Source organism: Salinimonas chungwhensis DSM 16280 (assembly GCF_000378185.1).
GTDB lineage: Bacteria > Pseudomonadota > Gammaproteobacteria > Enterobacterales > Alteromonadaceae > Alteromonas > Alteromonas chungwhensis.
This window is the reverse complement of sequence record NZ_KB899394.1, coordinates 1-22,883: the sequence shown is the minus strand read 5'-3', so window position 1 is coordinate 22,883 and position 22,883 is coordinate 1. Positions and strand designations below refer to the sequence as shown.

General features: G+C 48.4%; 23 protein-coding genes. 14 read left to right on the top strand and 9 right to left on the bottom strand.

Annotation, left to right across the window (positions count from 1 at the left end; genetic code table 11):
* The first annotated feature begins 222 nt into the window (after window positions 1-222).
* On the top strand, window positions 223-525 hold the full coding sequence (locus tag F458_RS0118065; protein ID WP_156824294.1) for a hypothetical protein: 303 nt from the start codon (window positions 223-225) through the stop codon (window positions 523-525).
* Here F458_RS0118065 and F458_RS0118060 read toward each other — a convergent pair.
* Entirely contained in the window at window positions 522-1,496 is a 975-nt protein-coding gene (locus F458_RS0118060; RefSeq protein ID WP_018984851.1) for a calcium/sodium antiporter, read from the bottom strand. The two genes, F458_RS0118065 and F458_RS0118060, sit on opposite strands and share 4 nt — an antisense overlap.
* Before the next feature lie 291 nt (window positions 1,497-1,787).
* Between F458_RS0118060 and F458_RS0118055 the strand changes: the two genes are divergently transcribed.
* Together F458_RS0118055 and F458_RS0118050 are read left to right on the top strand one after the other, a co-directional pair.
* The gene (locus tag F458_RS0118055) at window positions 1,788-3,254 is read left to right on the top strand and encodes a RimK family protein (RefSeq protein ID WP_018984850.1); all 1,467 of its coding nucleotides are present in this window, start codon (window positions 1,788-1,790) and stop codon (window positions 3,252-3,254) included.
* On the top strand, window positions 3,254-4,372 hold the full coding sequence (locus F458_RS0118050; protein ID WP_018984849.1) for a GNAT family N-acetyltransferase/peptidase C39 family protein: 1,119 nt from the start codon (window positions 3,254-3,256) through the stop codon (window positions 4,370-4,372). Before F458_RS0118055 ends, F458_RS0118050 begins: the two co-directional genes overlap by 1 nt.
* Window positions 4,373-4,396: 24 nt before the next feature.
* Here the strand turns inward: F458_RS0118050 and F458_RS0118045 are convergent, their stop codons facing one another.
* The 3 genes from F458_RS0118045 to bioA form a co-directional block, all read right to left on the bottom strand.
* A complete protein-coding gene (locus tag F458_RS0118045; protein ID WP_018984848.1) occupies window positions 4,397-4,678 on the bottom strand; it encodes a hypothetical protein in 282 nt (93 codons plus the stop codon).
* A gap of 270 nt (window positions 4,679-4,948) precedes the next feature.
* Entirely contained in the window at window positions 4,949-5,473 is a 525-nt protein-coding gene (locus F458_RS0118040; RefSeq protein WP_018984847.1) for a DUF2937 family protein, read from the bottom strand.
* Between the two features lie 34 nt (window positions 5,474-5,507).
* A complete protein-coding gene (gene bioA / locus F458_RS0118035) occupies window positions 5,508-6,773 on the bottom strand; it encodes an adenosylmethionine--8-amino-7-oxononanoate transaminase (protein WP_018984846.1) in 1,266 nt (421 codons plus the stop codon).
* A gap of 98 nt (window positions 6,774-6,871) precedes the next feature.
* Here bioA and bioB point away from each other — a divergent pair, with 98 nt between their 5' ends.
* Genes bioB through bioD form a run of 4 tightly spaced genes read left to right on the top strand, consistent with a single transcriptional unit; the run spans window position 6,872 to window position 10,560 of the window.
* Window positions 6,872-7,960: a biotin synthase BioB gene (gene bioB / locus F458_RS0118030; protein ID WP_018984845.1), complete on the top strand. Its 1,089-nt coding sequence runs from the start codon at window positions 6,872-6,874 to the stop codon at window positions 7,958-7,960.
* On the top strand, window positions 7,960-9,123 hold the full coding sequence (gene bioF, locus F458_RS0118025; protein ID WP_018984844.1) for an 8-amino-7-oxononanoate synthase: 1,164 nt from the start codon (window positions 7,960-7,962) through the stop codon (window positions 9,121-9,123). Before bioB ends, bioF begins: the two co-directional genes overlap by 1 nt.
* Window positions 9,120-9,890 (top strand): methyltransferase domain-containing protein, encoded by a 771-nt coding sequence (locus F458_RS19895; protein ID WP_018984843.1) that lies wholly within the window; start codon window positions 9,120-9,122, stop codon window positions 9,888-9,890. The genes bioF and F458_RS19895 overlap by 4 nt, the downstream gene beginning before the upstream one ends.
* Before the next feature lies 1 nt (window position 9,891).
* Window positions 9,892-10,560, top strand: coding sequence for a dethiobiotin synthase (gene bioD, locus F458_RS0118015; protein ID WP_018984842.1), 669 nt, complete (start codon window positions 9,892-9,894; stop codon window positions 10,558-10,560).
* On the opposite strand, the gene pepE is transcribed toward bioD, so the two are convergent.
* Complete coding sequence (pepE, locus tag F458_RS0118010) at window positions 10,540-11,253, bottom strand: dipeptidase PepE (protein WP_026294785.1); 714 nt, start codon at window positions 11,251-11,253, stop codon at window positions 10,540-10,542. The two genes, bioD and pepE, sit on opposite strands and share 21 nt — an antisense overlap.
* 198 nt (window positions 11,254-11,451) lie before the next feature.
* On the opposite strand from pepE, the gene azu reads away from it, so the two are divergent.
* The 5 genes from azu to F458_RS0117985 all read left to right on the top strand — a co-directional run bounded on the left by azu (window position 11,452) and on the right by F458_RS0117985 (window position 15,775).
* A complete protein-coding gene (azu, locus tag F458_RS0118005) occupies window positions 11,452-11,907 on the top strand; it encodes an azurin (RefSeq protein WP_018984840.1) in 456 nt (151 codons plus the stop codon).
* A 228-nt stretch (window positions 11,908-12,135) separates the two neighbouring features.
* On the top strand, window positions 12,136-12,603 hold the full coding sequence (locus F458_RS0118000) for a low molecular weight protein-tyrosine-phosphatase (protein WP_018984839.1): 468 nt from the start codon (window positions 12,136-12,138) through the stop codon (window positions 12,601-12,603).
* Window positions 12,600-13,568: a FecCD family ABC transporter permease gene (locus F458_RS0117995; protein WP_018984838.1), complete on the top strand. Its 969-nt coding sequence runs from the start codon at window positions 12,600-12,602 to the stop codon at window positions 13,566-13,568. The genes F458_RS0118000 and F458_RS0117995 overlap by 4 nt, the downstream gene beginning before the upstream one ends.
* Entirely contained in the window at window positions 13,565-14,308 is a 744-nt protein-coding gene (locus tag F458_RS0117990) for an ATP-binding cassette domain-containing protein (RefSeq protein WP_018984837.1), read from the top strand. The genes F458_RS0117995 and F458_RS0117990 overlap by 4 nt, the downstream gene beginning before the upstream one ends.
* Window positions 14,309-14,434: 126 nt before the next feature.
* On the top strand, window positions 14,435-15,775 hold the full coding sequence (locus F458_RS0117985) for a class II 3-deoxy-7-phosphoheptulonate synthase (protein ID WP_018984836.1): 1,341 nt from the start codon (window positions 14,435-14,437) through the stop codon (window positions 15,773-15,775).
* A 12-nt stretch (window positions 15,776-15,787) separates the two neighbouring features.
* Here F458_RS0117985 and F458_RS0117980 read toward each other — a convergent pair whose 3' ends face one another.
* From F458_RS0117980 to F458_RS0117965, 4 genes are all read right to left on the bottom strand, one after another.
* Window positions 15,788-16,150, bottom strand: a complete 363-nt coding sequence (locus F458_RS0117980) for a hypothetical protein (RefSeq protein WP_018984835.1) — start codon at window positions 16,148-16,150, stop codon at window positions 15,788-15,790.
* 72 nt (window positions 16,151-16,222) lie between these two features.
* Window positions 16,223-16,438 (bottom strand): DUF3820 family protein, encoded by a 216-nt coding sequence (locus tag F458_RS0117975; RefSeq protein ID WP_018984834.1) that lies wholly within the window; start codon window positions 16,436-16,438, stop codon window positions 16,223-16,225.
* Window positions 16,435-18,222 (bottom strand): ABCB family ABC transporter ATP-binding protein/permease, encoded by a 1,788-nt coding sequence (locus F458_RS0117970; RefSeq protein ID WP_018984833.1) that lies wholly within the window; start codon window positions 18,220-18,222, stop codon window positions 16,435-16,437. The genes F458_RS0117975 and F458_RS0117970 overlap by 4 nt, the downstream gene beginning before the upstream one ends.
* Window positions 18,223-18,285: 63 nt before the next feature.
* Window positions 18,286-20,259, bottom strand: a complete 1,974-nt coding sequence (locus F458_RS0117965) for an acyltransferase family protein (protein ID WP_018984832.1) — start codon at window positions 20,257-20,259, stop codon at window positions 18,286-18,288.
* Between the two features lie 270 nt (window positions 20,260-20,529).
* Between F458_RS0117965 and moaA the strand changes: the two genes are divergently transcribed.
* Window positions 20,530-21,498, top strand: coding sequence for a GTP 3',8-cyclase MoaA (gene moaA, locus F458_RS0117960; protein WP_018984831.1), 969 nt, complete (start codon window positions 20,530-20,532; stop codon window positions 21,496-21,498).
* Window positions 21,499-22,101: 603 nt separating this feature from the next.
* Window positions 22,102-22,883: transposase (locus tag F458_RS0117955; RefSeq protein ID WP_018983175.1), on the top strand; the 782-nt coding region annotated here is incomplete at its 3' end.

Below are 22,883 nucleotides of genomic sequence, written 5' to 3'. Positions count from 1 at the left end.
GGCAAAGGATTTCGCGTGAGTCCATCAGGCGATGGTCAACCGCAGATGAGCCGGTTTAAGACAAAGTCAGATTTCTAACGTATTAACAGGCGTTAGTATACTTAAACCAAAAACGGATGCCAGAGATCATTGAGCCATTTGGAGTATAAAAATAAAAGCCGAACAGTAAAAAACCGCCGCAGCCAACCGCGAGTGCGCGATGGTCTTTACAAGATTATCATAGTGATTAACGTACTTGCCTGGAGCATGCTGTTGGCGGCGTTTGTAGTCTTGCATTTTGCCCGGCCTGATTTTATCTCAGGGGTACAGCGTTTCTGGGGAATACCGGGCAACACCAATTGGTCCCAGGAGCATGTCACAACACTCTTTATGCTGGTCAAAGCATGCTTGATTCTGACGTTGTCTACAATGTTGCTCAAAATCCGGCGCAACCGGCGCCGGTCGGACAACTATGGAATCAACTTGTATTTATTGGTGATCCTGGGACTGGTCTCGTTATTAGTATTAACGCTGTCTTTTACTTAGCCGATAAATGCAGAGTTAATCAGGTACCATGTATAAGCGATATAGGCAGCAACAAAGATACCGCCCTCGAGCCTGTTCAGCCGGCCCTGACGTCCTCTCAGACCGATACAGAATATAAACAGCGCCACTGATAAGATAAGCATAATAACAATGTCGCGGTAGAAGAAGCTTTGCTCAATACTCGTAGGATGAATAATACCGGCTAAACCGACCACAGCTAACGTATTAAACATATTCGAACCGATGACATTGCCCAGGGCAAGGTCATGTTCTTTTTTACGAATCGCCATAAGCGACGCAGCCAGCTCGGGTAATGAAGTACCCACAGCAATTACTGTTAAGCCTATAATAGTGTCGCTGACACCAAAATAACCGGCAACTTCAATTGCCCCCCAGACCAGGATGCGAGAACTGGCGACCAGTAATACCAGACCGGCAAGTAGCCATACCAGATTCATCTTGACTGATGTTTTATCACTGCTTATCTGTTCTTTATATTCCTCAGCCAGAGCATCGCTGTCGCCTTTCATGCCTTGCCAGAAGCTCCAGCTCAACAACAGAATAAATAGCCCCAACAAGGTAAAGGCGTCATCTTTAGACAGGCTTAAATCCAATAATTGCCAGGCAGCAATAAACACAATTGCCAGCATGATGGGCAGTTCGCGCTTGATGATTTCTGAGCGCACGGCGATGGGGCTAATCAGTGCAGTTACACCTAAAACCAGCGCGATGTTCGCTATATTTGAGCCAAATGCATTACCCAACGCGATTCCTGAGTTTCCTTCAAGCGCGGCAAACACGGAAACAATAATTTCCGGTGCAGAGGTCCCAAAACCAATGATAAGCATACCAATGATTAGTGGAGAAACATTGAAGTGACGCGCCACCCCAGACGCACCATCGACAAATTTACTTGCGCTGAATAATAAAACGGGCAGCCCGACTAAAATCGCAACTACTGCTAATTCCATAACTACTCCTACACCAAAATTAGAAACGCTGAACGCAGCACCGACTGTACGACAACTATGCACTCGTATTCGATATATTGCATTCTACACTACGGCCTTAATATTCTTTACGTTTATCTGCATTTTAAAAATAGCTGGCCCGCCCACAACCCGGTTATCTGAGTATCATATTTAGTTATCGTAAGGGTGAAAATTTCCCGCCACGAAATCTCTTTTCAATTGGTGGCCCTGTCGTACACTGCGCAGACTTCGGCTGCTATGTAGCGGCTGGTCCAAAGCTTAAGAGAACCCATGCACAAAACACTGATTATCGCCGATAACACAAACATGTTTGCTAACACCGGGCTTACGGTGATGACATTTGACGACTATCTGGCAAATTTTCCAAAACTTAACGAACCGAAGACCCGTGTCATCAATTTATGCGATACCAGCCGGTACCTGAGTCACGGTTACTATTGTTCGCTTCTGGCCCAGGCCCGAAAACACCGTGTGTTACCCGCGGTCAATACCATCAACGACATGCGCATGGCTTTGGATTCAACGATGCCGCCACGGGTTACTTTACCTGACGCATTTGACTGGTCATTGCTGTTTGCCGGCAGAACTACCTTTTATGTACTGTTCGGTCAAACGAAGGATCAGATACTTGCGCCTATTGCTCAGCGCGCATTTACGCTTTATCCATGTCCGGTATTAGAACTTGAATTACACGTGGTTACTGAAGGCACCACACGAATAGGCTATGCAGAATGCCGACCGGTGGGTATTGACGCTTTGCCGGCTGAATTTCATAAAGATGCTATTGCCAGTGTGGTGGCATTTGCAGAATCTGACTGGCGAGCGCCGACGACGGGTAAAAAAATGCGCTGGGACATGGCGATCCTGGTCGATCCAAATGAAACTACGCCGCCAAGTGATAAAAAAGCACTGAAACACTTTGTTAAAGCCGCGGAAAATGTTGGTATTCATGCGCAAATAGTGCATGAGCTGAAACCGGCTGATATTGGTCACTACGATGCATTGTTTCTGCGCGAAACCACGGCCATAGAACATCATACCTATCAGTTAGCCCGCGCCGCAGAGCGTGAAGGTCTGGTGGTGATGGACGACTCTCAGTCAATTTTGCGTTGCTGTAATAAGGTCTTTTTACAAGATGCGTTTACCTACCAGCATATTCCGGCACCGCAAAGCCGTTTTGTCAGAAGTGCCGACGCGCAGACCTGTGATTCTTTGATCAGTGCACTGGGTTTACCGCTGGTATTAAAGTTACCTGAAAGCTCGTTCAGTCGTGGCGTATACAAAGTTGAAAATAGTCACGATTTACAGGCAAAGCTTGCAGATATGTTGGAAACCTCGGCACTGGTGCTGGTCCAGGAGTACATTTTTACTGACTACGACTGGCGAATTGGCGTACTTGGCGGCAAGCCAATTTATGCGTGCAAATATTTTATGGCCCGCAATCACTGGCAAATTTATCATCACGACGGTGAACGCACCGACTCCGGTGACTTTGCCACTATGGCAACGTTTGAAGTCCCTAAGCCTGTGCTGAAAGCTGCAGTTAAAGCCGCAAAAGTAGTAGGTAATGGGTTGTATGGTGTCGATATTAAACAAAATGGACAACAGGTTTATGTGATAGAGGTCAATGACAACCCGAGTATCGATTCTGGTGTAGAGGATAAGTACCTGGGCAAAGCATTGTACGAGCTCATCATGCAGGAATTTGTGGACCGACTTGAAAAGCGGGGGCGCTGATGAACGCAGTTATCCAACCAGAAGCGATTGTTCTGGATAATGCTGAGATGCATGATGTGGAAAAGCTTTGGCAACTGGAAACCCGCTGTTTTTCCACCGATCGGTTAAGTCAGCGTCGGATGCGATTTTATATTGATGCGGGTCATGCTGAATTTATCGTGGCCAGAAGTGGTGAACACATATATGGCTACGGGTTGCTATTGTGCCGGCGGGGTACATTGCTTACCCGTCTTTACTCTATCGCTGTGGCACCGGACGCCCGTGGTCTGGGGATAGCGGCAAAGCTGATAGGTGAACTTGAGCGTCGGGCGCTTTTGCGGGGAAAGCCGTTTATACGCCTGGAAGTAGCGGTCTCCAACCAGGTCGCCGTTGCGCTGTATGAAAAGCTTGGGTTTAAGCAGTTTGGTTTATATACCCATTATTATCAGGACGCCGGAGATGCGCTTCGTATGCAAAAAGCCCTGCATCTTTCACCGGGCTTTGAAGGGAAGTCGCCGTACCCCTGGTATCAGCAGACAACGGAATTCACCTGTGGTCCGGCAGCGCTGATGATGGGGATGGCCTCGCTGACTCCCGGATTAGCAATGACGCAACATTTGGAACTGTCGTTGTGGCGACAGGCCACCACTATCTATATGACGTCAGGACATGGCGGCAGTCACCCACTGGGTATGGCGCTGGCGGCTCAGAACTTAGGTTTTGACGCTGAAGTATGGGTAAACCAACCTTTCCCTGTGTTCACCGACGGGGTAAGAAGTGAACACAAAAAGCAAGTCATTGCGCTAGTGGAAAATGACTTCGTCCTACAGGCTAGTACAGCTGGAACAGTCATTAGAGAATATCAATGGCAATTAGAGGATATTGAGCAGGCGCTAGGTAAACAGTGCGCAGTACTGTGCCTCATCAGCACCTATTCGTTTGATAAACGCAAAGCCCCCCACTGGGTTGTTATAACCGGCATTGATGCGCAGTGCGTTTACATCCACGACCCGGATCCGGCTGAGGATGAAGAGCATGTTGAAGTTCAGCACATACCCATTGCCCGGGAAGATTTCCTGCGCCTGAGTGTGTACGGCAAACGCAAGATAAGAACCGCTGTTATCATTGGATCTGCCTGATCAGGCAGAGCCAATGCATGCCGTTTAATGATGGCTTCGAGGCTGGGTAATACGCTGATTGAATTCTTTCAGTGAGCTCACCAGTTCACTTAGCTCATCGTCCTGCCCGCTATAAACGGAAGGCTTGGTAAAATGCGTACCTTTCACTGCCCGATCAAACGAACGGCTGATATCAAATTCTGAAGTGCGTTTTTGTAGATTCGACCATTCGCCCAGCATTGATGAGGGAATAGCATGGCGTTTAGCAACCAATTTGTCTCTTAATTGCAACACCTGACCGATTAATAGCGTGTTGTTTTCTTTCATAGTACAACCTGTTTTTCCGCAGTAAATCAATAGGCCTTTAATTAATGGTCAATGAGTTCGGCACAACTGTATCTTGGCTCATGGGCCGGCCATTAAAGGTCTTACTCATGTTTAAAACTGCAAAATAAGTACCGGTGCTGCAGGCTTTATTACAATACTGTCATAACCGACTGAAAAACTTAAACATACCAGGCTGATACAAAAGTACTATAAATAAGCCTGACAAGCTGACGCGCACAATTTTCCTGGTAGTTTGAAAATATGAAAGGATTACCTGGCAAATCGGATTGGCTTTTTGCGCAACTTTCGAACACCCCTGACACATAAGGCCGGCGTCCAGAATAGCAAATTAATCACGATAGCCGTTATCAGGCTGAACAGCACAGCAGCAGGTGCCAATGGTACAGAAGGTGAAAAGTTGTCTGCAACGCGCCGCAGTGTAGCAAAACGGGAGGGGGTGAACATATACCAGGCCTGGGTAAAATAATTGCCCTGGCTGAGTGTTTCTATTCCCTGTTTTAGTGAGATCAGATCTTGTAATTGTCTGGCTTTATTTGCCGCATCTTCTCTGACGACAGGTTCCTGGTTGTTCTGCAGTTCATCGATCATCGCATCGACATTGTCATAGCCGTATTGCTGAGCAAGCTGACGATATGCCTTGACACTTTGGGCTGTCGCATCATGATAACCGGCCAGATACTGCCGATAGTGATCAGCCAGAATAGGAACCTGCAGCGCTAGAATAAAAACAGCGGCAAAAATAATTTTATCAATTACATTAACTAAAACTTTCATGCAGGTCCCCGTGATGAAAAATGGCGCGCTACTGTTAACTTAGCGCATCATAAATCGCATCGGTCAGGCGTGTTAACGCGTCTGGCGTAATAATATACGGTGGCATAATATAAACCAGTTTATTAAAAGGTCGAATCCAGACGCCTGCTTTTACAAAATGTCTTTGCAGACGGGCTACGTCAACAGAGTGATGAGTCTCTACCACACCAATAGCGCCCAGCACCCGGACATCTTTAACCGCAGCCAGAGACAAACAATCGGGTAGGGTTGCTTTGAGCTGCGCTTCAATTGCCTCGACCTGTTTTTGCCAGTTATTCTGCGCAATAATGTTGAGGCTGGCCGCTGCCACTGAACACGCCAGAGGGTTACCCATGTAGGTGGGGCCGTGCATAAATACTCCAGGCTCTCCCTGGCACACCCCCAGCGCAACATCTTCAGTACACATCGTTGCAGCCAGTGTCATGTACCCGCCGGTCAGTGCTTTTCCGACACACATTATATCCGGACTTATTTGCGCGTGCTCACACCCAAACAGTTTGCCAGTGCGACCAAAGCCTGTGGCGATTTCATCGCAGATAAGCAGCACATCGTATTGGTCACACAGCTGTCTGCAGCGCCGCAGATACTCAGGGTGGTAAATCCGCATTCCACCGGCACCCTGAACAATAGGCTCAATTATCAGCGCAGCCAGTTCGTGATGATGACTGTCAAACAACTCTTCCAGGGGCAATATATCATCTTCGCTGAAGGTTTGGCCGAACTGAGTCTGGGGTGCGGGTGCAAACAGTTGCGGTGCAAGCATATTGGAAAATAAACTGTGCATGCCGTTAACCGGATCACACACTGACATAGCCGCAAACGTGTCGCCATGATAACCATTGCGTGGCGTGACAATTTTATGCTTATCCGGCCGCCCCTGGCAGGCCCAGTATTGCAGTGCCATTTTTAATGCAACTTCCACGGACACCGAGCCGGAATCGGCCAGAAATACGCGTTCAAGTCCTGCCGGGGCCATGGCCAGTAATTGCTGACAAACATCAATCGCAGGCTCGTGCGTCAGCCCCCCAAACATAACGTGGGAAAACTTATCAATCTGTTGATGGGCTGCGGCGTTGAGAGCCGGGTGATTATAGCCGTGAATGGCCGCCCACCAGCTGGACATACCATCCACCAGTTTCTCGCCGGTAGCCAGATGGATTTCTGTGCCCGCTGCTCCAGTGACCTCATAACAGGGCAGCGGGTTAACCGCCGAGGTGTAAGGGTGCCAGATGTGGCGTTTATCAAAATCAATATTGTTCAAAATATAGCCAGCAGTAAAGGTTTAAAAATGGTCAGAGTTGACAACTCCGTCGGTGTGCATAGACTAAGCCAGCAAATATCAATAGTAAAGGACAGGTCATGACTGCTGCACCACAATTTGTCTCGTCAGCCCGGGAGATTCGCAACGACTGGACAACCGCCGAAGTAGAAGCGTTGTTTGCGATGCCGTTTAACGATTTATTGTTCAAGGCACAAACAGTGCATCGTGCCCACTTTGACCCTAACGAGGTGCAGGTATCGACTTTGCTGTCGATCAAAACTGGTGCATGCCCGGAAGATTGCAAGTATTGCCCGCAAAGCGCGCGTTATGATACCGGGCTTGAAAAAGAGCGTTTGATGGAAGTGGAAAAGGTCATCGAACGGGCAAAAGAAGCAAAGGCAGCAGGCTCAACCCGCTTCTGCATGGGCGCTGCGTGGCGTAATCCCAAAGAACGGGATATGCCATATGTCACCAGACTCATCTCAGAGGTCAAAAAACTCGGGCTGGAAACCTGCATGACCCTGGGGATGCTTTCACGCGAACAGGCGACAGCTTTAAAACAGGCCGGGTTAGACTATTACAACCATAATCTGGACACCTCGCCAGAGTACTATGGCGATATTATCACAACCAGAACGTATCAGGATCGCCTTAACACGCTGGACAACGTGCGCCATGCCGGTATGAATGTATGTTCTGGTGGCATTGTCGGTATGGGCGAAAGCGGCAAGGATCGCGCCGGGCTATTGATTGCGCTGGCCAATCTGCCACAACAGCCCGAAAGTGTGCCAATCAACATGCTGGTAAAGGTGGAAGGAACGCCTTTGGATAACGTTGATGATCTGGAGCCGTTTGAGTTTATCCGCACCATCGCCGTTGCGCGAATTATGATGCCGGCTTCTCATGTTCGTTTATCTGCAGGCCGGGAAGATATGAACGAGCAAATGCAGGCTCTATGCTTTATGGCCGGTGCGAATTCTATTTTCTATGGCTGCAAACTGTTAACTACATCTAATCCGGACACCCATGAGGACGTTCGTTTGTTTAAAAAGCTAGGCATCAATACAGAGCGTACGCGGGACTATTCCGATGAAGCCCATGCGCAAACATTGCACGAAGAGATTGCTGAACGTAATACTGCAGACTTATTCTATGATGCAACTAAAACGCCGGCAGCGCATATCTGATGGCATTTGACTGGATCCCTGAAAAACTGGCGCAGCTGTCGCATCAGGGCTACCAGCGCCAACGGGTTACGGTAGATTACGAAAAAGATGGCATTGTCTGTATTGAAGGTCAGCATTATCTGAATTTTGCCAGCAACGATTACCTTGGTATGCGTCATGATCCGGGTTTACAGCAAACCTGGGTGGAGGGGCTGGCGCAATTTGGTGGAGGTAGTGGCGCTTCTGCGCTTGTCACCGGCTATACCCAGGCCCACAGTGGCCTTGAAACTTATCTGGCCACACACCTTAAGCGTGATGCTGTGTTACTGTTCAATTCCGGTTTTGCCGCAAATCAGGCAATAATTCAGGCGTTATTCAGTCAGCCGGGCACCATTTTGGCTGATAAGTTTATGCATGCATCATTCATTGACGGGGCGATGGCGTCCAATGCTGTTTTTCGACGTTTCAGGCATAATAATCTTGACCATTTACACGCGTTGCTGGAAAACACCCAACAGCCTAACCGGCTGATTGCCACAGAAAGCATCTTTAGTATGGATGGTGACAGTGCGCCGCTTCTCCAGCTTTGTGAGATGGCCCGTCAGAGCAACAGCTGGCTGATGGTCGATGATGCCCATGGTTTTGGCATTCTTGGTGATAACGGACTGGGGTGCGCGCAGGCCAGTGCGCTAAGCCAACAGGATGTGCCAGTATTGATGGGTACATTTGGCAAAGCGGTTGGCACCGCCGGGGCATTCGTCGCCGGGTCCCAACAGCTCATAGAGCTACTAATCAATACCGCGCGCCACTATATTTATTCCACATCCATGCCGCCGGGCCAGGCCGTGGCTACACTGTATTCTTTGGAACAGCTGCAGGACGGACGTCGCCAGCAACAGTTGCGCAGAAATGTTCAACACTTCAGGCGCCAGGCTAAACAATGTGGTCTGCAGCTCAGCGATTCGCAAACTGCGATACAGCCTATTATGACCGAAGGCCCCCAGCAAGCCGTGGCGTTAAGCTATGCTTTGCAAACCCGCGGGATGTGGGTACCCGCCATTCGTTACCCAACCGTTCCTAAGGGAACCGACCGGCTGCGGGTGACACTAAGCGCTGCGCATACGACAAAGGATATTGATGCATTAGTGGATGCGCTGATACTAGCCAGGGCGAATCTGTCATGAACGTACAAGCCGCTTGTAGCGAGGTAGCGCGAAATTTTAGCCACGCGGCCACTCAATATGATGACATTGCTCACATACAACAGCGGATTGCATCACACGCAATGCAGTTACTGCCGTTGAGCTCAGGACATTTGCTGGATGTGGGGTGTGGTACCGGAAAAAATACTGCACAGTTGGATAAAATGGGTTTCACCGCTCAGGGTATCGATATAGCACCGGGTATGGTCCAGGTAGCGCAGGAACGCTATCCTGAGCTTGTGTTCAGCGTCGGCGATGCGCAGCATCTGCCATTTTGTGATGCATCCTTTGACTGTATTTTTTCCAGCATGGCACTGCAGTGGTGCAGCAATAGCGATACAGTCATGGACCAAATTAATCGAGTGCTGGTTCCTGGCGGTACTGCAGCACTAAGTATTATGGTGGATGGTTCGTTTACTCAGCTTAATCAAAGCCGCCAGCGTTGTGGGTTAGCGGTGACCACCAATCTCATGGCATCCTTCACAGAATGGGTAAATGCTGCGCACAAGGCAGGCTTTACCGTTCGCCTGGCAGGATGCGAAGAATACGTGGATGAGTTTAACGATATTCTGGGCTTGTTGCGCTCCATAAAGGCGGTGGGTGCCGGGGCCCGATCCGGGGCAGTCACTGTGAATACATTAACGCGACAGGATCTGCGTGCGCTGAACCAGGCCTATCAAAAATATCTTACCCCTTCAGGTAAGTTGCCACTAACGTATCGCATTGCCCACCTGACCCTGGAGAAATAACATGCAGTCTTTTTTTATCACCGGCACCGACACCGAGGTTGGTAAAACCTATTTTACTGCCAAGCTATTGGAAACCCAGCGCTTTGCGGGCAAGCGGGTCGTCGGATATAAACCGGTTTCAGCCGGATGCGACATTATCGATAACGTTCCTGTCAATGAAGACGCACAGGCGCTGTGGCAGGCTAGTAATGTGGGTGCTACGCTAGGGCAGGTTAATCCCGTGGCGTTGCTGCCGCCTATTGCGCCGCATATTGCTGCTGCTGAGGCCGGTATAGTATTGACTGTGCAGCAGCTCATTGACGGTTATCAGACTCTGGCCAGCTTCAATCCTGACCTGCTATTAATGGAAGGAGCCGGAGGGTGGCAGTTACCTTTGGGAAACGGCATCTGGATGCCAGACGTGGTAAAGGTGCTGGAGCTACCGGTCATTATGGTTGTAGGAATGCGCCTTGGCTGTCTGAATCATGCACTACTGACTGTTCAGGCCATCGCTCAGACTGGCTTATCCCCTCACGGCTGGGTGGCTAATTGCCTGTCAGCCACACCGATGCCGTATTATAAGGACAATCTGAACACCTTAAAACAAGCTATCGACGCCCCGCTACTGGCTGAAATACCCTATGATGATGAGCTCACCACGCGATCCCGGTTAACGAATATACTCACTTAAATCAGCAGTGGGTTGTATAGCGGTTTTTTCCTCACCTACAAACACAAATCCTTCCACATCACCCAGCAGCGTGAGTCTGCCTTCTGTCAGACTGAGCGCTGTTCCTTCTGGAATACCGATAACTGCTGTCTCGGGATTGAGGGCAGTAAACTCGGCCAGGCGCTGATCCCGGGTTTCACCATTGTGACCAGAGGGGGCAAAATTACTGTAGTGCGGATTTAGCTGGCAGTTGATAAAACCCAGGGCCTCAAACGATGGCGGTTCGATAATAGGCATGTCATTGGTGGTGCGAATTGTCAGACCACAAATGTTGGCACCAGCACTCCAGCCTATATATGGGGTGCCATTGGTTACCACGCTTTTTAATGTCCCCATCAGATCTTGCTGGTATAGAGTATGAAGAAGACTGAAGGTGTTACCGCCGCCGACCACAATCGCCTGATGGTTATTTTTTGCCTGATTCAGCGCAGCTGCAGGATCATCATAAGTATGCAAACCCCTGATATTGAATTCAGGTAGCGCTTGGGCAACCTTTTCACAATAGGCGTCCCAATTCACAGTTACCCCAGCATAGGGGACAAATAAGATCTCGCGATTATCGCCAAGGTGGCCAAACAAAAAAGATTTTGCATGCTCAAGGTAGTCTTCGCTGCCTGCCCGTGAACTGCTTAACATCAATACATGTGCGTGCATTACTGCCTCCGTAAAAGTGATAAAGACTATCTCATTTTGCTGCTCACCAGTATATCTGCAAACCATTAAACCTGCGTCAGAATTGCCGGGTAAAATGAGCCTATCGTCTGAATTACTCGTAAGTGAATGTATTAATGGACAGCCAAACCTGTTTGGTTTGTACCCTACATTTTTACATGTGAATTAAGAGGAACTGTAATGAAAAAAATAGCTAGTTTATTTGCCGGTGCAGCGCTGTTAGCGTCAGGAGCAGTCAGCGCGCAGTCTAACGAGTGCGAAACCACCATTGAAAGCAATGATGCTATGCAGTACAACAAAAAAGAGATTGTGGTACCGGCTTCATGTGAGGAATTTACGCTCACGCTGACCCATACCGGCAAGATGGAAAAGGCGGTTATGGGTCACAACTGGGTACTGACAGAGTCCGGTGAGGCGCAAGCTGTAGCTACAGATGGCATGGCAGCCGGCATTGATAATGGTTATCTAAAGCCTGATGATGAGCGTATCATCGCCAATACCGATTTGATTGGCGGTGGCGGTGAGTCTTCGGTCACTTTTTCGGTAAGCGACTTAAATAAGTCTGAAGATTATACATTTTTCTGTTCTTTCCCAGGCCACATCAGCCTGATGAAGGGAACGCTTAAAGTGCAATAAGAGCGTGCAATTTTATTAGTAAAAAAGGCAGATTTTATCTGCCTTTTTTCTTTTTAAATCAGAAAAAAATCGCAGCATCCGCCAGAAATGATTTATGAAAGCTATCTGATATGGCAAGCTAATACCTGGGGCAATTTCTGACGGCCGATGTGTCAATACTTGTCAGCTACCCCGGTGTTTTTTTGATAGTCCGGTTTGAACGACAATAGCAGTAAAAAGGATGACGTTTTGAGTACACCCTCGGTTTTATTTGTATGTCTGGGCAATATCTGCCGCTCACCCACGGCCGAGGCCGTTTTTCGTCAAAAAGCTAAAGAAGCAGGTATTTCTGTCGGTATCGATTCGGCCGGCACGCATGGATATCATATCGGTAATCCACCGGATAAACGCTCGCAAGCGGCGGGTAAAGCCAAGGGGTACGATTTTACGGGAATTTCTTGTCGTAAAGTAGCCGCGTCTGATTTTGAAAAATTTGATTATGTTCTGGCGATGGATAAAAGTAATTTTGAGAACTTAAAAAAAGTGAGTGAGCCGGCTTATCATGAGAAAATAAAACTTTTTCTGGATTTCGCCGACAGTACTTATGATGAAGTGCCTGATCCTTATTATGGCGGTAAAAAAGGATTCGAATTAGTTCTGGAGTTGATTGAGCAAGCCAGTGAAGGGCTGATAGAGGATATAAAGAGCAAACTGTGACATCTTCTCCCCGCGCAGTTTTATCAAGCCTTGTGGGGCTTTGCCTGCTGGTTGCAGTCATTATTCTGGCCAAAGACAGTTTAGACGGCGAACTCGCTCATCAGACATTATGGCATATTATGGTCCAGTTGCAGCTTCCGCTCATTTTGACCGCTGCGCTGGTGGGCGCCGGCCTCTCGGTGAGTGCTGCCACCTTGCAGGTCACCCTTCATAATCCTCTGGCTGATCCTGGTATCATCGGTATTTCCAGTGGTGCCAGCCTGATGGCGGCGGTGGTATTACTGCTATTTCCCTCAAGCGATATCAATTATTTTTATTTACTCCCCGTAGCCTGCTTTATCGGAGCGCTGTGCTCGACCTGGCTGATTTATATGGTAGCGCGTCGTTTGCAGGCGTCAGCTACCGCAGTGATACTGGCCGGAATTGCCATATCCACAGTCGCTGGTGCGGCGATAGCCTGGCTGTACTTGCTTGCTGATGCGCAGGCGCTGCGTAACCTGACCTTCTGGCTGATGGGCAGTTTGCATCAAACTGACTGGTGGATACTTGCTGTGGCCGGCCCGATTATTCTGCTCAGCCTGTCTTATCAAATTTTTCATTCGAAAACACTGAACTGGTTATATGGCGGGGCGACCCTTGCTGCGGCTGCCGGTGCTGAGCCATCCCGCCTGGTGCGCAATAATCTTATCGTGTGTGCGTTGGGCGTTGGCGCTTGCGTCTCAATTGCCGGCTCCATTGCATTTGTAGGTTTATTGGTGCCGCATTTTTTGCGGATGCTGATTGGTTATGATAATCGTACTTTGTTGCCCGCTTGCGCTCTAACGGGTGCACTTGTGTTGCTGCTGGTTGCGCTGTGTAGTGAACTTACCAGCTGGATGACGCTGCCGGTTTCCATGGTGACGGCAACCATTGGCGGACCGTTACTGCTATTGGCGTTGTATAAAGGCCAGTGGAAAATGTCATGATTATCTTATCTGACGTGCGCGTAAATCGCCGTTTGCAAATCAAAAATTTATACGTCAAAGCTGGCACCAGTTGCCACATTCTGGGTGAAAATGGCGCGGGTAAATCTACGCTGTTACGGGTTAGTGCGGGGCTGCTCGACAGTGAAACCGGCGCTTGCAAATTTCATGGTCAACCACTTGATGCAATACCCTTAAGCCGGTTGGCGACGCTGCGTGGCTTTCATGAGCAGGCAAATACAACAGCATTTGATATACCGGCTGGTGACTATATCGACTTCTATTCAGATAATGGAGCCCTGGACAAGCGGCTGACTAACGCGCTGGACATAGCGCATTTACTTCACCGGCCGGTAAGCCAACTGTCCGGCGGAGAACAACAACGAATCAATCTGGTGCGATGCATGGGACAGGTCTGGTCGGCGCTGGAAAATGGAAAAGCGATGCTCTGTCTGGATGAGCCTTTACAAGGGCTTGATGTGCGCCATCAGCAAAGCCTGCTGTTGTTTTTACGCACCCTTTGTGAAATGGGGAATACCGTTTTGATGAGTAGCCATGATCTCAATTTAAGCGCTCGCTTTGCTGATCAGGTTGTGTTGTTAAAAGCGGGGAACTGCATTGCCTCCGGTCCTGTTGAGACCACGTTGACCGCTGCAAAGCTCAAAGCATGTTTTAATATTGGTTTTGACATAACAAATAACCAAAACGCTTTACAAATACAGCCCCAATGGCCTTCTGCATAAATAGAATTATGGTAAGCTGACCCAATCCGGTCGGTATTATTTCTGATTCAGACATAAATCGCATCGAAAATACATTCAGCCGATTCGGACACACACAAATATTAAAGCATAAGTTGAGGAGCCCGCGTGGATAATTGGCAGCCCGATAGCTGGAGATCAAAGCCGATCTTACAGCAACCAGAATATGAAGATAAAGCCCAGGTCGCCATTGTAGAAGACACCTTGAGTAAATATCCGCCGCTGGTATTTGCTGCTGAAACCCGTGAACTGCGCAGACAACTTGGCGATGTTAGTTTAGGAAAGGGCTTTTTATTACAGGGCGGAGACTGTGCTGAGTCGTTCGACGAATTTAACGCGCCAAAAATTCGCGATACGTTCAAAGTTATTCTACAAATGGCTATTGTTCTGACCTTTGCCGGGCGTTGTCCGGTCACCAAGGTAGCACGTATGGCCGGACAGTATGCCAAACCACGTTCTTCCAACGAAGAAACCATTAACGGCGTGACGCTACCGAGCTACCGTGGCGATATTATCAACAATCTCGAGTTTACCGCTGCGGCCCGTCGCCCCGATCCTAATCGATTACTGGATGCTTACCACCGAAGTGCTGCAACGTTGAATTTACTGCGCGCGTTTGCCCAGGGCGGCCTGGCAGATTTACATGAGGTTAATCGCTGGAATATGGCGTTTGTAGAAAACAATCCGTTGAAAGAACGGTATCAGGATATCGCTCGCCGTATTCAGGATACCTTGCAGTTTATGGATACGATTGGTATTAATGCCACCAATACACCGGCATTGCATGAAACATCTTTATTTACCTCGCATGAAGCATTATTGCTAAATTATGAGCAGGCGCTGACACGTGTTGATACGTTAACCGGTAAACCCTATGACTGTTCAGCGCATATGGTTTGGATTGGAGAGCGGACCAGACAGCTTGACCACGCGCATGTAGAGTTTTTCCGTGGTATCCATAATCCCATTGGGGTCAAAGTCGGACCCGGGATGGACGAGGACGAACTTATCAGGCTGACTGACACGTTAAACCCTGAAAACGACCCCGGGCGCCTGACTTTCATTACGCGTATGGGGGCAGGAAATCTGGAAAAAAACTTGCCTCGTTTACTGCGCCGGGTGAAACAGGAAGGAAAACACGTGGTGTGGAGCTCTGATCCTATGCACGGGAATACGATTAAAGCGAGCAATGGCTATAAAACGCGCAACTTTGACGCGATTTTAGGCGAAATTCGCCAGTTTTTCGCAGCACATGCTGCCGAAGGCACCCATGCTGGTGGCATTCATCTTGAGATGACCGGCCAGCACGTAACTGAATGCACTGGTGGTGCTTATAAAATCAGTGATGATGATTTAGCGCAGGCATACAAAACACAATGTGATCCACGACTTAATGCAGATCAGGTATTGGAAATGGCGTTTTTAGTCGCCGACCACTTACGCAACTGATCCATCACTTTATCAGGCCATTTCACTGGCGATATATGTCGTCAGTGCAGCCTCTCTTTCCTGTTCAGTTAGTATCCCTGTGAATACCGTTTTACGGCGCAAAGCGCGAGTTCTCGTATCGTCTGACAATAACAGTTGCCGGAAAGTATCCGGGGTCTGTCTTGCTTCCAGTATGCCTTGCCAGAGTAAATAGCTACCATAACTGAGCATACCTTCTTCAAAGCGCTGGTTCAGATTTATCTGGATACCTGTGAAATAGTCAGGATTAGCCAGGCACTTTTCTGCCATCACACGGTGTAAATGTAGGATCTGGCGGTCGATAATGACTTGTTTTTGCCGTTTAGGTCTGACAAACATAAGCGCACACTGTTTCATAGTTACCTATGTATAAGTGTACAGTATTTGTGCTTATGCTGACAACCGTCGTTACGTAAAGAGAATCGTTAATTATTCTGCCGCAAGAAGTGGAGCTACTACTTGTTCGAGTCCATTGAGCTTGATTTCATACATCAACGCGAGCTGCTCTCCTAGTTTGCCGGGCGGAAAACCCTGACTATGGAACCAAACCAGATACGGTTCCGGAAGATGAAACAAGCGCCGGCCTGCGTATTTACCAAACGGCATGATCTGATTGACTGCTTCCTTAACCTGGTTAGGGTTCATTGATTGCCATCCTGTTGCGCCATCCATAAACGATAATAGCGGCCTTCTTGTGCAAGTAGCTCGCTGTGGGTGCCTTGCTCTGCTATTTGCCCCTCGTGAAGTACCAATATGGTGTCAGCATCGGTTACAGTAGAAAGCCGATGTGCAATAACCAAACTTGTGTGGGCGCGCGCCGCATCCCGTAACGCCTGCAAAATAGCACTTTCACTTTGACTGTCCAGAGAAGATGTTGCTTCGTCAAAAATCATTACGGAAGGATGTTTAAGTAAAGCCCGGGCAATAGCCACGCGCTGTTTTTCACCGCCGGATAACTTAAGGCCGCGTTCGCCCACCTGGGTATTCACCCCGCTTGGAAGGCTGGACACAAAGGCTGTTAGATGAGCCAGCCGGATGACTTCTTCGACCTCTTCGTCACTGGCATCTGGCCGCCCATAGCGGATATTTTCCAATAGCGTATCGTTAAATAGTACGGTGTCTTGCGGAACTATACCCAGCGCATCGCGCAAACTTGACTGCGTCACCCCTTTGATATCCTGACCATCAATGGTGATGCAGCCATTCACCGGGTCGTACAAACGGAAAAGTAGCTTGGCAATGGTCGATTTTCCCGCACCACTGCTGCCTACCACAGCTACTTTTTTTCCCGCAGGAATATCAAAGGACACGCCTTTTAAAATAGGCCGCTCTTTTTCGTAGCTGAAGACTACATTGTCAAACCGGACATGGCCGTCTGTCACCGCTAGTTTAGTGGCATCTTGCGCGTCTGTAACGGATGGTTTTATTTCAAGAAGATTAAACAGGTTGTGGATATTTGCCATTGCGCCACGGATCTCGCGATACACAAAACCAAGGAAGTTTAAAGGAATGAATAGCTGCATCGTAAAGGCATTAATTAGCACAAAATCGCCCAGCGTCATCTCGCCATTTATGACACCTAGTGTGGCATTGAGCATCATTGCGGTAACGGCCAGCGCGATAACCAGTGCCTGACCGCCGTTCAAGGCAAATAAGGACAGACGGTTTCGGCGACGGCTCTTTTCCCAGGCGGCCAGCGACTCATCGTACTGGCGGGATTCATATTCAGCATTGTTAAAATACCGGACCGTTTCGAAGTTAAGTAAGCTGTCGATGGCTCTGGTGTTAGAACTTGAGTCGGCCTGATTCATTTCATGTACGTAGCGGGTGCGCCAGTTGGTGGCCTTTATTGAAAAGCCTACGTAGAGCACCACAGCAGCAAGGATAATTCCCGCAAACGAAGCGCCATATTGCGTAAGAAGTATGGCGACGACGATGACGATTTCCAGGCAGGTGGGTAAAATGTTAAACACCAGAAATCTTAGCAAAAAGCTGATGCCACTGGTTCCACGTTCAATATCCCGGGAAAGACCACCGGTTTGCCGGGTAAGGTGAAACCCTACATCCAGAGCATGTAAATGTCTGAAGACTTTGAGGCCAAGGCGGCGCATTGCCCGTTCGGTGACTCTGCCAAAGAGTGTGTCACGTACCTCACTTAAAATGGTATTTAAAAATCGCAATGTACCATATGCAACGACCAGAGCCAGCGGTACCGCCAGTACCACAGTGGAAAGGTCATCGACATCAAGGCTGTCCACCGTGTATTTCATTGCGTAGGGCAACCCGATACTGGCGAGTTTGGCCAGTATCAGACAAAACATCGCTAGCGCAACCCGGCCTCTAAACTCCAGTAAGTAAGGCAGTAACTGCGAAACTGTCTGCCAGCGCACGGGCGCGTCTGCGGATACATTAAAACGGCTAGGGGGCATGATTCGACCGACGGTGAATAAAGTAACCGGCGTATGGTATCGCAGAAGACGCAAGGCTGCTACTTATCGGGCTGCTCCCGCGGCCTGTGTCGGCTCTATTAACGAAAGCACAGCTTTTCTGAACGAGGGGTAGAGCAAACGATTGCCATGCGCTGATAAATGATCGCCGTCGAAATAGCGGGTTTTATTGCCGTCGTAAACCGGGCATCGCTGCTTATCACATAACTGCAAAAGCGGATCCCAGATATGCAGATTAGGCACAGTGCGCTTTACTTTGTGAAGGCTCTCCATAACAGGTTGGCGTAGTGTTTCCATATACTGACGATTTTGCCACGGGCCACCTTTACACGTTGGATTGGTATGGTTAAACCAGTCGCTACAACGAAACGGAATATAAGAAAATACCGGTTTTGGGGCATCGGTAATAATATTAGGCGTAATGTTGTTCATGCGCTCAATGATGACCACACTTTCGGTATACGCTGCCTGGCGATTATGTCTGGCGGCTTCGCTCTCTACCTGGGCCAGAAGCTCTGTTTTACTGCGCGGGTACATACGGTATTGGTTAGTCAGCCGGTAGGCCTTTAAAGTAGCGAAGAATATTATATCGTCAGGGGAAGCGTGTTGCTCAATGCTCTGTAACCATTGCTCAAGTTTATCAGCACAACGACTATCCTGGGTAAGTACAGGTTCTCGCATGTTTACCGCCCCACAGCCGCCCTGGCTATGTATTTGGGTTTTTATACCTGTTTCATCTGCCAGCATTCGTAGCATAGTTCCATAAGCGCCGGCATGGGAGTCGCCGATAACATAAATTGTACGGTTGGAAAGACTGTTACCGGATTCAAGATGTGACGAATGAGAGTAGTAGGGATACCACACATAGCGATTGTTGGTAACGCTCTGGCTTAACAATTTCTGATGATCAAAGGCATAGGTGGCAGTGCCGTAACTCACCAAAATAGTTATCATACCGTAACCTACAGTGCGGCCGGCCGATGTTGCAGTGATACTCGAAAGTTTCCCCAGACGCTGCTCAACCAAGTGATAAGATATCAGCGCCATAATAAACGTGATGAAGACAGCCACAGACCACTCTAACGGAGTTTGCAGCCCAATCGACCAGCGGAAAAACGTATAAACTGGCCAGTGCCACAGATAAAGCGAGTAAGATAGCTTGCCAACATAGCGAACTCCGGAGATAGCAAATAACTGGCTTGTAAAGGTTGCTGATTTAGCGCATGTAATGTGGTGGATTAATAGCAAAGTACCTGTTACAGGTAACAGGGCCCAGGGGAACGGAAAGGCTGTTTTGCTGGCAAATACAAAACCTGTGACAACAAGCATAAGGCCTAATGCAGCTGCTATATTCCCGTGTCCGCCATAGCGAAAACGCTGACTACCATGCCATTGACATAAAAGCGCACCGGCGGCCAGCTCCCAAAACCGACTCGTGAGCAAATAATACGCCGCGTTTGCATCAGAGCTGCTATGTTTCACCGAAAGAATAAACGAGATGACAGCCAATCCAGCAAGCGTAAGACGGCTTTTACCTTTAAGGTAAAAATAAAACAGGACTGGAAAAATAACATAAAACTGCTCTTCAACGCCCAGGCTCCAGGTGTGAACAAAGGGGTTAAATTCTACCGACGGAGAAAAATATGTTTCGCTGTTACCGGCCAACGCAATATTACTCCAGCCTAAAAATGCTGCTAAGCCGGTTTCGGCGATAGATTGACTCAGCCACGCCTGGGGAATAAATAAAACGACAATTGCAGATGTTATAAACAGGCAGACAAGTAATGCCGGAAATAAGCGTAAAATCCGGCGTTGGTAAAATGCGACAATGTAAGCGAAAAAATGGCTGTGAGAATGGTTAACAAGAGATCGGGCAACTACATAACCGGAAATTACAAAAAATATATCTACACCAGTGAAACCGCCGGGAAGAAGTGTCGGCTCCAGATGAAACAACATTACTGAGAGAACAGCGAGCGCGCGCACTCCGTCAATTGCACCAAAATACCTGTGTTCCATGTATACTGTATTCCTCGCTGAATAAAACGCCCTAATAGCGATGTTATTTGCTAAGACACTTTAATGTGCTTTCGGGTATTCCTAGCAGGTATAGTGCCAGAGTCTGTTCATCACGTTTTAGGCTATTTAGAAGGCAAGGGTAAGGGGCGGGTAATCTTAACGTGACGGCTTACGTATCAGAATATTAATAGCCACACTATCGTTCGATTTGCTTTTTTTTATCTGGTGGCCGTGGCACAGTGAGCGTAAGAATATGAAAGAGAGGTTGCTTTGTTAGAAGATAGTTATGGTCGGCGTTTTCATTACCTCAGACTGTCAATAACGGAAGCCTGCAATTTTCGCTGTCAGTACTGTTTACCAGATGGCTACGATGGGCCGCCAAATAGTGCATTTTTGCAGTTAGAAGAAATTCAGACACTCATATCAGCGTTTGCACAGATGGGCACATCTAAAGTAAGAATCACTGGAGGCGAGCCAAGCTTACGCCGTGATTTTTGCGATGTTATTGCTCATGCGGCCGCGACGCCAGGCATTGAGCGTGTAGCGACTACGAGCCATGGCGCGCGCTTATTCAAAGACGGACTGCGGTGGGCCGACGCCGGGTTGGACCAGGTAAATATCAGTATTGATAGCCTGGATCCCAATCAGTTTGCCTCTATTACAGGGCAGGATAAACTTCAGCAAATTCTCAAAGGCATTGATCTCGCAGTGGAAGCCGGAATAAAGGTCAAAATAAACACAGTTTTGCTGCAGGATTTCAATGCTAATCGATTAAACCGCTTTCTTGCCTGGCTGAAAAAAACGCCAGTCACCCTTCGCTTTATAGAGTTGATGGAGACCGGTGATCATCATGAGTTTTTTGCCCGCCAGCATGTTTCGGGAGAACCGATTCGCCGCAAGCTGATAGAAGAAGGGTGGCAGCCTTTACTGCGTGAAAAAAATGCAGGCCCGGCACAGGAGTATTACCATCCTGATTACGCCGGCCGTATTGGGCTGATAATGCCGTATAGTAAAGATTTCTGTAAAAGCTGTAATCGTCTTCGTGTCGCGGCCAATGGCAAATTGCATTTGTGTCTGTTCAGCGAGCAAGGGCTGGATATCCGGCCTTACCTTGCTCAGGGTGACGTTCAGGGTGTTAAGCAATTCATTACCGAAGCACTGTCAGACAAAAGTGTTTCTCACTTCTTGCAAGAAGGAAAAACCGGTGCCACCAGAAATCTGGCGATGCTGGGAGGGTAGCTCTCACCGAATATAGATAGTGGCCTGCCTATGAGTCAGTGATATTCGTCCGAACAATTATAATTTGCGAAGAACTGCAACTTTCTACAATCTGTAGGAGAAGAACCTCTTACAGATCCCAGTCGATATCAGCTCATATCAGTTCGCAATATCAGTTCGGACACCCAACAAGATCTCATTTTGGACGATCTCATTTTGGACAGCCATAAAATTCCCTCCCCGCAACCTAATTTTGTTCAGGCACGACTATTCCTGGGTACAGGATTCATAGAAGAAATTCAGACACTCATATCAGCGTTTGCACAGATGGGCACATCTAAAGTAAGAATCACTGGAGGCGAGCCTCACGCCGTGATTTTTGCGATGTTATTGCTCATGCGGCCGCGACGCCAGGCATTGCGCGTAGCGACTACAAGCCATGGCGCTCGCTTATACAAAGACACATATCAGTCCGGACACCCAACAAGACCTCATTTTGGACAGCCATAATATTCCCTCCCCGCAACCTAATTTTGTACAGGCACGACTATTCCTGGGTACAGTATTCACATTTTGAGACTTCGGGCAAAGTAACCTGATGTAGATTTTGTATGTGAAATGAAAATGCCCACACCTCGCAAATCACAAATTTCTTTAGCTGAGACCCCCTACTATCACTGCGTTTCCCGGTGTGTACGCCGGGCTTTTCTGTGTGGCACAGATAAATTCACCGGTCAAAGCTACGAACACCGACGCGGGTGGGTTGAACAAAGACTGCTCAAACTGGCAAAGGTTTTTGCCATCGATGTGTGCGCCTACGCAGTGATGAGTAATCACACCCATGTTGTCTTACATGTTGATAAACACAAAGCGCTGAGCTGGACGACCGAAGAAGTATTGCATCGCTGGCATATGCTGCACCGGGGAACAATTTTGACCCGCAAGTTTTTGAGTTTGTCGCAACGCCAGACAATGTCAGAAGCTGAGATAAAAACGGTTGGACAAAGCGCAAAGATATACCGGGAACGTCTTTACGATATCAGCTGGTTTATGCGTTTGCTAAATGAATATATAGCTCGTCAGGCCAATAAAGAAGACGATTGTACCGGTCGTTTCTGGGAGGGGCGCTTTAAGTCTCAGGCGCTAATGGATGAAACAGCGTTGGCCGCCTGCATGGTGTATGTGGACTTAAACCCTGTACGCGCGAATATAGCCGCTAATCCGGAACAATCAGATTACACCAGTATTCAAAAACGTATCGAAGCGGCAAGATTGCATAAGCAACCCCGTGACCTGTTCCCGTTTACCGGGCCGAAGAACCAGCGCACAGGCCATGCAATACCTTTCTGTTTACAGGATTATCTTCAATTAGTGAAGGATACCGCCCGTCATTTCGACACTTCGAG